The 14,420-nt window shown below is 66.3% G+C and carries 6 protein-coding genes; 4 read left to right on the top strand and 2 right to left on the bottom strand.

Annotation, left to right across the window (positions count from 1 at the left end; all coding sequences use genetic code 11):
- Positions 1–702 precede the first annotated feature (702 nt).
- The 4 genes from ETR14_RS09675 to ETR14_RS09660 all read left to right on the top strand — a co-directional run bounded on the left by ETR14_RS09675 (position 703) and on the right by ETR14_RS09660 (position 7,589).
- Positions 703–3,852 (top strand): PAS domain S-box protein, encoded by a 3,150-nt coding sequence (locus tag ETR14_RS09675; RefSeq protein WP_129384409.1) that lies wholly within the window; start codon positions 703–705, stop codon positions 3,850–3,852.
- 377 nt (positions 3,853–4,229) lie between these two features.
- On the top strand, positions 4,230–5,243 hold the full coding sequence (locus tag ETR14_RS09670) for an ABC-three component system protein (protein WP_129384408.1): 1,014 nt from the start codon (positions 4,230–4,232) through the stop codon (positions 5,241–5,243).
- The gene (locus ETR14_RS09665; RefSeq protein ID WP_206186010.1) at positions 5,234–5,728 is read left to right on the top strand and encodes an ABC-three component system middle component 2; all 495 of its coding nucleotides are present in this window, start codon (positions 5,234–5,236) and stop codon (positions 5,726–5,728) included. Before ETR14_RS09670 ends, ETR14_RS09665 begins: the two co-directional genes overlap by 10 nt.
- Positions 5,721–7,589: a hypothetical protein gene (locus tag ETR14_RS09660; RefSeq protein WP_129384407.1), complete on the top strand. Its 1,869-nt coding sequence runs from the start codon at positions 5,721–5,723 to the stop codon at positions 7,587–7,589. Before ETR14_RS09665 ends, ETR14_RS09660 begins: the two co-directional genes overlap by 8 nt.
- A 36-nt stretch (positions 7,590–7,625) precedes the next feature.
- Here the strand turns inward: ETR14_RS09660 and ETR14_RS09655 are convergent, their stop codons facing one another.
- Positions 7,626–11,471, bottom strand: coding sequence for a hypothetical protein (locus ETR14_RS09655; protein WP_129384406.1), 3,846 nt, complete (start codon positions 11,469–11,471; stop codon positions 7,626–7,628).
- Positions 11,472–11,805: 334 nt separating this feature from the next.
- Positions 11,806–13,863 (bottom strand): serine hydrolase, encoded by a 2,058-nt coding sequence (locus ETR14_RS09650; protein WP_206186009.1) that lies wholly within the window; start codon positions 13,861–13,863, stop codon positions 11,806–11,808.
- Positions 13,864–14,420: the final 557 nt, after the last annotated feature.

Here is a 14,420-nt window from a genome sequence, read left to right as displayed (position 1 = left end):
CCCTCACCGCTGCCCCCCTATTCCCGTTCCCGCTGGGGCTCTCCCGAGCGAGGTCCAAGCATGCCCTGAGCGAAGTCGAAGCGAGCCTGTCGAAGCGCTCTCCTGTTTCTCGCGGACGCCGGCCAGATTTCAACGCGAAGATCGCGAAGGACGCGATGACGCGAAGGGCGGATGCCGCTTCCGCGCAGGAGCAGATCGATCCCCTTCCTTGGAGGGGCGCCGCCGACCTGCCATGATCGTTGGCGGCCTGACCTGTCCTGGGGCCGTCGAAGAGGTGGTCCTTTGTGCCCGGCGTGCGAACATGGGGCTTGAAGGCCCGGGCACAGGCGTCGGCCGAAAGGCACCGGCAGCCTTCTCCTTCGCGGGCTTCGCGGCCCTTCGCGATCTTCGCGCGAAACAGCGGCTTCGGTCGAGGGTGTCGCCGTCACCCCGCTCTTGCGCGTGCCGCCGCCGCCCACGGCCCCGGTCCCGGCCCAATGCCCCGTGCGGCCCCCGCACTGTGTGGAGGCGCCGTTGCGTGACGGAGGATGAAGGGTCCAAGCCGTAAAGCGGGGACGTCGTAAAGCGGGGACATCATACACAATTCGCCTGCCGCCGGCCGCCGAGCCACCCTCCACGCCCGGTCACCCCCTCCTCGAAAACCATTGTGCCGCATGGCGCCACCGTGTTTAGACCGCAGTCCAAGCGCAGGGGACGCCACGCATGCCGCAGGACGGGAACGAAGCACCGGCTGCGAGCCCGGAAAACGCGGTCGCCGCCCTGCAGGAGCAGCTCGCAATCTCGCGGCTGGTCATGGAACATGCCGCCGACGCCATCTTCCTGCTCAACGCTTCGGGGGAAACCGTCTACGCCAACCCCGCCGCCGAGGCGATGTTCGGCTGGAGCAAGGCGGAGCTCACCGGGCGCAAGCTCCACGAGCGCGTCCACGATCGCCATCCCGACGGCCGGCCCTATCCGATGGAGGACTGCCCGCTCGGCCGTGTCTTCTTCAACGGCCGAAGCCTCCGCGCGCACCAGGACGTCTTCTTCCACCGGGACGGCCGCCCCGTTTTCGTCGAATGTTCGAACGCGCCGGTGCTGCGCGACGGCGCCGTCGAAGGCGGCGTGCTCATCGTCCGCGACGTCTCCGACACCCGGCGCGCCCAGCAGGCGCTGGCCGAGAGCGAGGCGCGCTTCCGGACCATGGCCGACAGCGCCCCCGTGATGATGTGGGTCACCGATCCGGACGGGCACTGCACCTATCTCAACCGGCGCTGGTACGAATATACCGGACAGGCGCCCGGCGCCGGCGAGGGGCTCGGCTGGACCGATGCGATCCATCCCGACGACCGCAACATCGCGCGAGACGCCTTCCTCGGCGCCAATGCCGATCGCCGCGAATATCGCGTCGATTTCCGCCTGCGCCGCGCCGACGGCGCCTATCGCTGGACGCTCGACGCCGCCGCGCCGCGCTTCGGCGCCGACGGTGCCTATCTCGGCTATGTCGGCTCCGTCATCGACATCGACGATCGCCGCGAGGCCGCGGAACGGCTGGCGCTGAACGAGGAACGGCTGCGCCTCGCCCTCGACGTCGCCGAGATCGGCCAGTGGGACGTCGACGTCGCCACCAGCGCGATCTTCTGGTCGCCGCGCGTGCGGGCGATGTTCGGCGTCTCGGCCGACCTGCCGGTCACGCTCGACATCTTCTACGAAGGCGTCCACCCCGAGGATCGGGAAAAGACCCGCGCCGCCTTCGAAGCCGCCGCCGATCCGACACGCCGCCTGCTCTACGACGTCGAATATCGCACGGTCGGCCGCGACGACAACATCATCAGATGGGTCGCCGCCAAGGGCCGCGGCCTGTTCGACGATGCCGGCCGCTGCGTCCGCGTGATCGGCACCGCGATCGACATCACCGCCCGCAAGGCGGCGCAAGTCGCGCTCGCCGAAAGCCGGGCCCGCTACCAGATTCTGTTCGAATCGATCGAATCCGGCTTCTGCGTCGTCCAGGTAGACCTCCAATCGCCGGGCGGCCGCGTCGATTACCGCGTGCTGGAGGCCAACCCCGCTTTCTACCGCCAGACCGGCTTTCCCACCGAGATTCTCGGCCGTTGGCTGCGCGACGCCGCACCCGCGCTCGAGGAGAAATGGTTCGAGACCTACGGCCGGGTCGCCCGCACCGGCGTTCCGGAACGGTTCGAGCAGGCGTCGGACTCGCTCGGCCGCTGGTTCGACGTCTACGCCTTCCGCCTCGGCGATGCCGGCGACGGCCGGGTCGCCATCCTGTTCAACGACATCTCCGCCCGCCGCGATGCCGAGGAACGGCTGCGTGCGCTCAACGAGAGCCTCGAAAGCCAGGTCGCCGAGCGCACCGCCGATCGCGATCGCATCTGGCGGCTGACCACCGACGTCATCCTCGTCGCCCGCATGGACGGCATCGTCACCGCGGTGAATCCCGCCTGGACGGCGCTGCTCGGCTGGCGCGAGGACGAACTGGTCGGACAATGCTTTCTCGACCTCATCCATCCGGACGATCGCCCCGCCACGCGCGCCGGCGCCCAGCTTCTGGCCCAGGGCGACACCCTCCACCGCTTCGAAAACCGCTACCGGGCCAAGGACGGCGCCTATCACTGGATCTCGTGGAGCGCGGTGCCGTTCGAAGGCCTGGTCCACGCCGTCGGCCGCGACGTCACTGCCGAGAAAGCGGCCGCGGCCGAGCTCGATGCGGCGCAGGAGGCGCTCCGCCAGGCCCAGAAGATGGAGGCGATGGGCCAGCTCACCGGCGGCGTCGCCCACGATTTCAACAATCTGCTCACGCCCATCGTCGGCGGCCTCGACATGCTCCAGCGCAAGGCCCTGGGCGGCGAGCGCGAGCAGCGCCTGATCGCCGGCGCGATGCAATCGGCCGAGCGCGCCAAGACTCTGGTCCAGCGCCTGCTCGCCTTCGCCCGCCGCCAGCCGCTCCAGGCCAGCGCCGTCGACGTCGGCGCACTGGTCACCGGCATGGCCGATCTGGTCGCGAGCACGTCGGGTCCGCAGATCCGCGTCGCGGTCGAGACCGCCGACGCCATGCCGCCCGCCAGGGCGGACGCCAACCAGCTCGAAATGGCCCTCCTCAATCTCGGCGTCAACGCGCGCGATGCGATGCCGGATGGCGGCACCCTGCGCATCACCGCCGATTGCGAATCGGTCGCGCCCGGCCACCGCACCAACCTCGCGGCCGGCCGCTACATCCGCCTGTCGGTCGCCGACACCGGCATCGGCATGGACGAGGCGACCCTCAAGCGCGCGGTCGAGCCCTTCTTCTCCACCAAGGGCGTCGGCAAGGGCACCGGCCTCGGCCTCTCCAGCGCCCACGGCCTCGCCTCCCAATTGGGCGGCGCCCTCACCATCGACAGCCGCCCGAATGTGGGCACCAATGTCACCCTCTGGCTCCCGGTCAGCGCCGACGGCAGTGCCGCCGATGCCGCCGCGAAGCCGCCGTCGTCATCCACCGCCGACGCCCCGCAACCGGCCGCGGCGACGACCGGCACCGCTTTGCTCGTCGACGACGAGGATCTGGTGCGGATCAGCACCGCCGACATGCTCGCCGAGCTCGGCTATGCGGTCGTCGAGGCGGCCTCCGCCGAGGAAGCCTTCCGCCTGCTCGAAGACGGCCTCGCCCCCGATCTGCTGGTCACCGACCATCTCATGCCCGGCATCAACGGCACCGATCTCGCCCGCAGCGTCCGCGCCGAGCGGCCGCAGACGAGCGTGCTGGTGATTTCCGGCTATGCCGAGAATGACGGCATCGACGTCGATCTGCCGCGGTTGACCAAGCCGTTTCGCAAGGCGGAGCTGGCGGCGAAGCTGGGGGAATTGGGGGAGGGGTAGGAGCGGCGCGGCGGCTGCGCTCCGTCCCATTCCCCCGTAAGAGCGCACTTCTGCCTACTGGAACAGGCTTAAAGTAAGTCGCCGCCGACACAGGTTCGCGCACCGCATTACAAGAGCGGCCGACTTTGGGACAATGCTGCCTTTGATGACCACCATGCCGAACGGCGGGTTTCGTCAGAAGCCGACGTCCACTGGTTGCCCGACCTCCTATCGGAGGGCGACCAGAAGTGGCCGTGAGCTGCTTGGCAGCTTTCAGTCAGAATTGCAGGATAGCTGCCGTGCGCGCCAGATCGGAGCGGACACGATCGAATAAGGTTTGATCACAAAAGCAATTTCCGTCAGGTCGCTGGCGAGCGCAAGGGGAGGAAAGCGCAAAAATGGCATTCAACGAAGATCGCCAGATCCTGAATTTATCGGACAGCGAGCTCGAAGATCTGATCAAGAAGTGGCTCGCGAAGCTTGCGGACACCTATGTCGGATTCGAACGTCCAACCGCATCGGCGGACATGGGTCGCGACGCCGTTGGCTTTCTTTCGGCGCGCCGATACGATGGTAACTGGCACAACTACCAGTGCAAGCATCTCAAGGCGCCCTTGGGCAAGGCCGAGTTTGTCACTGAACTCGGCAAAATCTTCTATTACGCCGACAAGGGCGAATTTACGCTGCCCACCAAATACATCTTCGTCTGCCCCAATTCGGCAGTTCGGGACGTCAAGAAGGTGATCGACCGACCGTCGCTCATCGCGGACTTCGTGGTCGACAACTGGGACGCCTATTGCCTCAATCGCATATCGACGACGCCATGTCCGCTCACCCCGGCGATCACGACGGCGATCCGCGCATACGCGTTCGAGAACGTGGAACTCTGGAAGGCGAGCGAGCTCGTCGAGAAACCCCAAATGCGGGCCGTCCTTCATGAGCTCCTCGACATCGATCCAGGCGAAGCCCCGCGGGTGCGGGTCGCTGACGTGCCGGAGGACGTTGCTGACGAAGAGTCCGCATATGTAACCCAGCTTGTGGCGGTGTTCGCCGCAGCCAGTGGCGCGGCCTTCGCAACCTATTCGGAGGTCGTTGCCAACGCGACCTACGGCCCCCAAATCGTCAACGCCCGTCGACGGTACCTCGAACGCCAGGCGTTTCGACGCCATTTTCGTGACAACCTGCCGGCCAGCCAGATCGACAATGTCGACGAGGACGTGCACGAGACCGTGATCGATCGGTACCACGCGCTGGGCACGGCGCCCCCTTACGAGAGGCTTACGCAGATCATGGAAGTCGCCTCCTTCGCCCAGATTACCGGCGCGCTCGGGCGGCACAATCGCGTCACCCCAAGCGTCAAACAGGGCGCGTGCCACCACTTCGCGAATGTCGGACGCATGCCGTGGGCCTGACCTTGCCCATCGCCCAGCCGCAACTCTTCAACACTCCGCTCGAAGCAGGCGTGCGGGCGCTTATCATTCTCGACGCCTTTGCGCCCCAGGCCTTCGACCTCGCGACCATGTCGCTACTGGACTATTACATTGTCCACACCGGCGACGTTGGCGGCCCACCCAGTCTTCACCCCGAGATCAATGCCCGTGCCGGCGAGTATTTCGTGCGCCGACACCTGGTTGAAGAGGGCCTGCTGCTGATGGCCCGCGCATCGCTTGTCGAACAGGTCTTTACGGGCAGCGGCATCGCGTTTCGGGCGCACGAAACGGCAACAGCGATGATCGATCTTTTCGGTAGCGCCTATAATCGCCGCCTCGCCAAAGCGGCCCAATGGCTCGCACGGGAGGCTGCTGATCAAGGTGTCGACGTCTTCATCCAAGGTCTGAAGGACGGTCTGGAGCGCTGGTCTCACGAGATCGTCGGCAGGGCTCCGGATAATGTCTGACCGGCGCAGGATCATCATCGACCGGCTGATGTTCACCGGCCCCGAGCGAATACCGGTTTCGGTTCAATTCAAGTCGGGCGTGAACATCATCTGGGGTGCTTCGAACACGGGCAAATCGTTTGTGCGCAAGTCGATCGACTACCTCCTTGGCGGAGAGCTTCCGACCCTGCCTCCGGAAGGCAAGGGCGTGGACAATTATCTCCTGTGGCTCACCCTCCCTGGCGATCATCAAGTCACCTTGCGCTCATCCGCTTTGGGCGGTGACATCTACAAGGCCGACGGACATCTCCAAACCGTTGGTGAAGGCTCGCCTGGGTACGAGGTGTTCTCACGAAAGCACGTCAGCTCGCCCAACGTCTCGCGATTTCTGCTCTCGAGCGTTGGCTACCGTGAAGCGCAGCTTTTGAAGAACGAACGAGCGGAAAAGACGCCGTTCTCGTTGCGCGTCATCATGCGCTACCTGCTCATCGACGAAACGAGGATGATCGACGAAAAGAGCTTGCTGCTCGCGCACAACACCACTGTTACCTCGGAAGACAAGGGGCTCCTCAAGTTCCTCCTCACCGGTGTGGACGGCTCCTCGATCGCGCAGGTGCGGTCCGGAGATCAGCTCAAGGCTGCAAAGGAGGGGCAAATCGAACTCCTCTCTCAGATGGCCGAGCAATTGCGAAAAGTGATCGATGATACCGTCGAAACCACTGCGGTCATTGCCGATCTTGCGACCGCCGAGCGAGAAAAGGCCGATCTTCTCGAAGCAGTGGAAGAGCGCCAGAACAGTCTGGACGCGCTAGCGCTCGAGGAGCGCCGCTTCTCCGATGATATTCAAGGCTACCAGGCGCGGATCGCGGAGCTGAATGCGCTAAAGGTGCGTTTCGATGAGCTCGCGCGCGTCTACGCCTCCGATATCGACCGTCTGGAAGGCCTAGAGGAAGGCGGCTTTCTCCTGCAACGCTTTGCCACGATCAATTGCCCGCTGTGCGGCGCATCTCCCGACCATCAAAAGCACGACCATGGCCTTGGTGACATCGAGGAGCAGCGACACGCCGTGGAGCTGGAGATGGAGAAGATTCGGGCCGAGGCCCGTGACCTCGCCGCCGCGGCCGCCGATGCCGATGCCGAAATCGTCGAGGTTGAACGGCTCATCGTCGTCGCCACTGAAAGCCTCAACAAAGCGCGTCTCGCCCGAGTCCAAGCTGCACAGAGCGAGGTGTCGGCGCGGTCCATCTTCCTTGGCGCCAGCGAGCGTTGCGAAAAGCTCGAATCCGAGTTGGAGAACAGGCGCCGGGTTTCCGACCTTGAGGCGCAGATCTCGCGGATCAAGGCAACGGCCGTGCAGTCGCGACAACGCGCCGACGGCATCGACGTGAATCTCGATCTATCAAACAGCGAGGCACACGAACTATCGACGGTGGTGAAGCAGGTCCTGAAGGCGTGGAACTATCCCGGCGCCGACGCGGTGCATTTCGAGAAGGGTGACCAAGACATCGTCGTCGACGGCAAGCGCCGCCGCGACAACGGCGCTGGCGTTCGAGCGCTCCTCCATGCCGCGTTCAAGATCGGCGTGCTCGTCTATTGCATCGAGAAGGGACGACCGCATCCGGGTTTCGTCATCCTCGATTCGCCCCTCTTCGCTTATCGTCCCGCGGAAGAGGATCGCTTCGAGGATCTAACCGACGACGAGCTGGAATTGCGCAAAGCCGATGTGGCGACGCACTTCTACCGGTACCTGCAGGCCATGACCCACCAGGCCCAGTTCATCGTGATCGAGAATCACAAGTCCGATCAGGATGTCGTTAGGCCGTACGCGAATTATCAGTTCACCAAGAACCCAAGTATCGGACGCGCCGGGCTCTTTGTTTGATCCGCACGCAGGTAGGGCGCGCGCGGCGAAAGTCAGTCACGGCTTGGTCAGCAGTCCGTCGCCATAGGTCGTCATCGCGAGCCCCCGCGCAGGGTCGAGAGCGAACCGCTTGTCCACGGCCTGATTGGCCGCAAAAGCTGCGTCCATCAGCCGGTCGCCTGCCTCCCACCGAGCTAGGAAGGCATCGAGCCAGTGCGGCGGCACCTGCGAGTCCAGCGGCCAGGGCGAGGCGATAACCGCGCTGCAGCCGCGGTCGAGAACCTGCTTGGCGAGCCCGAGCGTCGTGTTGGCCATGGGATGCTTGTCGGTGCGCCCCCCGCTGCAGATGAAGAGGATGACGACGCCGACGTTTCGCACGGCCGCGGCTAGGTCGGCGGCCGAGACCTTCAGGACGCCCTCGTCGGAGACCAGCTGGAAGAAGCGACCCTCGGGGTTGACGCCGCCATGCGCCGTCAGCACCGCGATCGAAGCTCCGGCGAAGCGCTCCGGCAAGGTCCCGCCATGGTCGACCTCGAAGCCATGGTCCATGAACGGGCCATCGAGCCGCTGCGCGAGCAGGGTCAGGGTCGAGCGACCGTCATCGCCCTCGGCCGTGGAGATCCATGCGACGCGGCGGCCATCGCCCTTGTGATTGCGTTCGAGGGCGCCGCTCAACCAGGAAAGCGATGGCACGGCCGCCACTGGCGCCTTGCGACCCAGGAACTCGGTTCCGTCGTAGAAGATGTTGGGCGGGAAGGACTGAAGCTCGCTCGACGCCGAGATGATGGTCGGGCGCTCTGCGGACCAGCTCAGCTGCAGGGGTTCGGTCGTGCGGTAGAAGAGGTTCGGGCTTTCATCGACCCCGTAGCGGTAAGGGAAGGCCTGCGACCAGACATGGAAGGCGGCACGCGAGAATTTGTCGCCGTCTTCCGCGACAGGCTTTGCCAGCGCGCCGCCGCTGGCAGCAAGCCGGATCAGGCGCCCTCTGGCATCGAAGCCAAGTTGAAGGACATCGACGCCGTCCGTCGAAATCGCTCGCGCGATGGCTGCCGGCTCATCCTGCTGTGGCACCGCTGGCGGCGCGGCCGCCTCGTCCCAGTTGGGCAGCGCGGTGCCGCGATCGGCGAGAAGTTCGAGCGCGAAGCTTACATCCTCCGGCGCGGCCAGAATGTCGGCGCTGGCAAGGGTCCGCTGCGCAAGGAAAGCGATGTTCCCCATGTCGAAGCCGACATCTTCGGCGTAACGTGCAGTTGGTATCGCGGCGGCGAGCCCTGCCAGGTGGGTGGGTGTCGGCAGCGGCGCAGAGGTTGCCGCGATCATCGTCGCGAGCGTGCCGCCGGCCCATCTGTTGAGTTCGGCAAAAATCTCCTCGGACTCACCCGGCACCTCTACACCGCGTTCGCGAGCGTCGCGAATGAGCTGTCCCAGGATGATGCCGGACGGCGCTGTCTGGTCCCGATGATCGAGGACGGTCCTCCCGATCGCCGTTGCCTCGGCGAGCAGCGCTGCAAGCTCGTCTGGATCCTCACGGTCGCGCCGGGCCAGGCGAACCTGCAAGGCGAGAAGATCGAGGCGGTGACCATAGGTTTTGGTGAGCTTCATCCGCTCGAGCAGTTCGCGCCCCTTGTCGACCATGGCGAGCGCGGTGTCGAACAGGCCGATGTCACGCAGGAGGCGGGTCAGCCCGTAAACCTCCTGCCAGAGTTCCTCCTCGTCCGCCCGATCGTCCGCGGCAAAGGCGCAGGCGAGCGCCACCAGACCAGTCAGATGGTCGCCGGTCCGGTGATAGGTGTCGGCCACGGCGAACCAGGCAAGGCGACGGCGCCGCGACGTTGCGGTCCCGGCCTGGACGGCCGCTTCGACGAGGTCGCGGCCTGTCTGGGCGAAGCCACTGCTCGCAATCTTGCCGGCTGCCAGCCGGTAAAGCCTGAGGTCGATGTCGGGGTCGGCCGCGTGCGGTGCGATCGCGGCGGCGAGCGCAAGGTGCAGCTGGACCGATTGGATGTCGCTGTCATCCGAGATGGGAGCTCGCTCGACATAGGATGAGAGCGCTGAGATGGCTTCGTCCGGGCTCTCGGTCAGGAGTTCCAGAGGCAGGGCCAGCTTGCCGATGATGATTGGCTGCTCGGCCTGAAGCCAGTTGAGCGCACGCTGGAGAAATGGCTTGTGCTCCATCATCCACCCCGCGTTCGCCGAGCCTTCCTTCGCACCCTTGTCGACCGCAACGGGCCGGCCTGCCAGGTCGAGGACATGCTTTGCAATCAAGGCGAGCCCCGTCGTACCAGCCACATCGGGCTTGAGCAGGTTGACGATGCCGCTTCTCAGGCGCGCGTTCATCGGTTCGCCAGCCAGCCGCTCGATGAGCTTGCCGAGCAGCGCCTCGGTCGCCTCGATCCCAGCAGCAGGCCCGCCCTCCGGCCCGGCCTGGAGAAAGCCGCGTTCGAGGACCTCGAGCGCAAGCCCTTCCCAGCGTTCGGCCTGTGCCAGTCCTTTGGGGACATCGCCGACGAGATCGAACGCATGCCAGATGAGGCCGCGCGCAAGGGCATCCACGATGCTCGCCAGCCGATAGCCGTCGGAGATCTCTGCCGTGTCACTTGACTGGATAAGGCCAACATAGTCCGGAACGGCGGTGCCGGCGAATGCCTCGGCAAGGCGGGCATGAAAGTCGGCCCGGGCCGCATCGCTCTCGCGAAGGAGCTCAGCGAGACCCGAATGGTCGCGGGCACGCAGCAGCAGCTGGCGCCGGTGCCGGCGCACGCCTTGGGCGTTGGGAAAGCGGGCCTCGAGCCGGGTCGCGATGCGCGCCGCAAGTGCCTCGTCCCGATGCTCAAGCGTCCCGAGCGCAGACTCTAGGTCCTCGCGGCTCTCGAGGGCATCGATACAGGGCGCGATGAGTTCGGCTGCGAGCTGTGCCGCGCCGGCATCCTCAGCGATACGTCCAAGCCGGACCCGGGTGGACGGGTCGAGTTCGTCGCGAGCCAGGAACTCGCTCCGGATAAGCGCCAGGGCCTCGAGACGAAGCCCTGCCTTGTGCAGCAGTTGTACCCTGATAAAAGGCTTCTTTGGGTCTGTCACCGGGGGCAGCGCATCGACGTCCGCCAGCGCGCGCCCAGCCTGACCGAGGGCGATCCACCGATCCCAGGCATCGACGCGTCGGGCGAGAATGCTTTCGGCGCTTTCGTCCGCGGTCGATCCCATCACCCCAAAGCCATCGACCGATAGGATGAGGTCGCCAAGCGCCGGCCGGATCGGCGAACTCTCGTTGACGTCGAGGGCGACGTAGAGATGCCGCTCCCGAGCAATTGGCGCGGCTGCGACTGCAAGAGCGTGAACCTGAGGCGCCCAGACGTCCTCCGGGATCAGCGGGGTCTGGGCACCCTCGGCGACAAAGGGCGCGATCGCGTCGTCCCGGTATCCCGCCGCCTCGACTACGATGATGGCGGTTCGTTCGGGCTGCTCGGCCATCAGCGCCAGAAGACTGGCAGGCCGGCCATCGGTCGCCGCCTGGACGGTCAGGCGATCTCGGAACCACGCGGCCTCATCTGCTTCGAGCGGGCGGCGGGCGAGCATCTCGAAGGACTTCCCGAAGCTTTCCCAGGCGCGACTGTCGGCCTCCGTGACGTCATCGCCGGGCGGTATCACGATTATAATCCGCTGCATCGCCGGCTCCCCGCCCTCGACCGCGAGACCGGCGAGGGACGCGGCGACCATGCCCGCCCGCGTGGCTGGCTTGCCTCCGGTGACGGTCAGTATATCGCCGCTCCCGATGACATGCGGGTTCCGGGCATAAAAGTCCGAGATCGCCGCGAGCAGTTCCTTGTCGCTGCTGATCCTGCGCTCCGGTGGCGCTGCGATGTCGCCTTCTACGCCTAGTTCCTGATTTTCTCTCTCTCCGTGCATTTAGAAACGATAGGTGCGCGGCAGGAGAACCTCCAGCGCAATGAGCGACATCAACCGTGTTTCTCCGTCGAGCTTGGAATGTCCGCTCTTGGGGAGGACGGGCGTCTGACGGAACATCCGATTATGCGCGGAGCCGTCGGGCGGGTTCCCGAGGCGCGAACGGCAGCTCGCTCAAGAACCGGTCGTTCGGCTTGTTGAGCAGGAAGGACCGGGTTTGGTCGCAAGCTGCCGATGCTCCAGGCGCGGGGAAACGGTCCGGCTCGTGCGACGGCAGATCTCTTCGTCCGACCCAATATAGTAAGATATGCCGCGCCGCGCCGCGCCACCCCACCCATCACTCCCCCTCAAACACATATTCATGCTGCCCATCCCGCGCGATCAGCCTCCGCTTGCCGCCCTCGTTCGCCACCACCAGCGGGAAGCCGAGGAAGGTCGGATCGATGACGACCAGCGAGGTCGTGCCGTCGTCATTGGCGCGGGTGCCGATCGCCATCGGCGATCCGGCCAGCGTCAGGGTCGCGCCGTCGGCGGTGCGGGTGAGGGCGAGGCGGCCGAGCTCGGGGCTTACATAGGCCGGGGCGAGGGCGGCGATCACCTTGGGATCGGGCGGCACGGTCAGCCGCTCGCGCTCCTTGGCGACCTCGGCCTTGATCCGCGCCGCGGCGGCGGCGACGTCGCCGGCCGCTTCCGGCTTGCCGTCATAGACGAGCTCGAGCAGCCGGCGCATGAACGGGCGCAGCAGCGCCTGGCCGTCGTCCGAATTGGTGAGGATGACGGCACCGAGATTGGCGCCGGGTACGATCACGATGTCGCTCTTGTAGCCGCCCATGCTGCCGCCATGGTGGACGACCGGCACGCCCCAGTATGTGTTGGTCTCCAGGCCCATGCCGTAGACGATATCCTCGCCGACCGGCACGTTCGCCACCCGCCGCTCGAGCAGATTCTTGGCCGACACCCATTGCCGCCCGTCGTCGGTCTTGCCCTCGTTGAGCTCGAAGCGGACATATTTGATCAGGTCGTTGGCGCTCGACCAGGCGCCGCCGGCTGGTCGGAACGGCGCGATCGCGCGGTTGAACGCCATGCCCGCCTCCAGGATCGGGGTCGGCTTGCTGTCCATGCCGTCGCTGTGCGGGCGCGCCCAATTGCCGGCGGTCGCGCGGCCGAAGTCGAACGTCGTGTCGCGCATGCCGAGCGGCCCGAACACCTTCTCCTCCATCGCCCGGTCGAACGCCGCGCCGAGCTCAAGCTCCGGATGGACGATATGGCCGCCGACATAGCCCGCCGCCGAGGCCATCAGATTGTTGTACTGGAACACCTCGCCGAAGCCGCTGGTCGGCTGCGTCGCCGCGAGCTGGCGGAAGGTGTCGGAAGCCGGCGTTTTGGCGTTGGTGTTGAAGATCCACTCGAAATCCTTGCGCGGCAGGCCGGTGCAGGCGCACACCAGGTGCCGGATCAGCACCTTCGACGTGGTCTCCGGGCTGCCGAGCTTGAAGGCAGGATAGACGTCGGTGACCTTCTGGTCCCAGCGCAATTTGCCCTCGTCGACCAATTTGGCGAGCAGCAGGGTCGCCATGCCCTTGGTGTTGGACGCGATCATGAATGTGCTGTCGGCATCGACCTTGGTCGGCTTGCCGAGCTCGCGGACGCCGATCCCTTCCGCATGGAAAGTGTGGGTGCGGTCGGTCAGCGCGAAGGCGACGCCGGGTACGCCGAGCTCCTTCATCCCCTGCTCGAGGAAGGCGCGAAGCTGCGCGATCCGCGCGGCGTCCATCGGCTTGGCGGCGCGGCCGGCGAAGCTCTCGCGCGTATAGCCCGCCGGGCGCAGGCTGGAGGCGACGAGGCCGAGCGCGGCGCCGCGCTTCTCGGCGGTCGCTTCCGATCCGGCGATGATTCCGACCGTCCATTCCGTGCCCTTGCGAAAGGCGATCGACTGCATGACTCTTTTCTCGTTGGGCGAGACTTCGTAATCCACCACCTGGCGTTCGTCCCAGCCATTGCGCGCAGCGCGTGCGGTGACGAGCTTGGCCGGCCGCGCCTCCGCCGCCGCGAACCGCGCCCAGGCCGCGGCCGCCGCCGCCTTGGCATCCGCGGCAGCGCCGACCTCGACGATCGCCATCCGGAAATCGCCCTCGGGCGCGATCAGCTCGACGATGCTCGGCGCGGTCCGCATCGACCAGCCCTTGGGCGCGGTGAAGGTGAGGCCGGAGGCCGTCTTGCTTGGCAGGTCCTCCGAGATTGCGAGGGGGGTCGCCGGCGCCTCCAGCGCAGCGGGCGGAGTGGGCGAAGAGGCCCCTGCGGGCGCCGTTGGCGCCTCTCCTGTCGGAGTCGCCGCCGTCTGGGCGAGCGCGGAGGTCCCGCAAAGCAACATCAAGGCCGTGAACGCAACGCGCATCTTCAATCCCCTCATTTGCCCCAGCGCGGCTGCAGCGCAGCGCCGGCTGGAATAAAGCATGGCCGGCGCCGGCGGTCGACGCCGGATCTCCGCGCTGATTTTCTGGATGCGGCGGGTGTCAGCGCCGTGTCGTGCGGCCGGCGAATTGGTGTCGATTGTTGCGGTGCCTTGCCCGGCATTCGCACTGCGCAGGCGCGTCGCGCATTGGCGACGCCGAAGAAACAGCGTCCGGGACCCGGCTCCTGGAACGCTCGCGATTCCGCCGGCCGCTGCCGATCGGGTCCAGGCGAGATCAGGATGAGTCTCCGCGCCTCCCTGGTCGCGGCGGGCGACTTGGAGCGATGCCGTGGCGTGCCTGCCCTCGGCCGAGGGCGAAGCGCATGTGGTCACCATGCACCTGGGCATCTTCCCCTCCCTGTCCAGGGAGGGGCTAGGGGTGGGTTGCGGCCGACGCCCCTCGATGGGGCAGAGCGCGCTTCGTCACGCGTGATCGGCCGAAGCCTCTTCGCCCACGCCTGTCACCCCCGTGGCATGAGAGATCTGGGATGCGCTCACCA

This window comes from Sphingosinicella sp. BN140058 (assembly GCF_004135585.1).
GTDB lineage: Bacteria > Pseudomonadota > Alphaproteobacteria > Sphingomonadales > Sphingomonadaceae > Allosphingosinicella.
Note: the sequence above shows the minus strand (reverse complement) of the source record. Positions and strands in the feature narration are given on the sequence as shown.

Coding starts and splice junctions, on each gene's coding strand:
- ETR14_RS09675 (WP_129384409.1), top strand. CDS start 703: ATGCCGCAGGACGGGAACGAAGCACCGGCTGCGAGCCCGGAAAACGCG.
- ETR14_RS09670 (WP_129384408.1), top strand. CDS start 4,230: ATGGCATTCAACGAAGATCGCCAGATCCTGAATTTATCGGACAGCGAG.
- ETR14_RS09660 (WP_129384407.1), top strand. CDS start 5,721: ATGTCTGACCGGCGCAGGATCATCATCGACCGGCTGATGTTCACCGGC.
- ETR14_RS09655 (WP_129384406.1), bottom strand. CDS start 11,471: ATGCACGGAGAGAGAGAAAATCAGGAACTAGGCGTAGAAGGCGACATC.
- ETR14_RS09650 (WP_206186009.1), bottom strand. CDS start 13,863: ATGCGCGTTGCGTTCACGGCCTTGATGTTGCTTTGCGGGACCTCCGCG.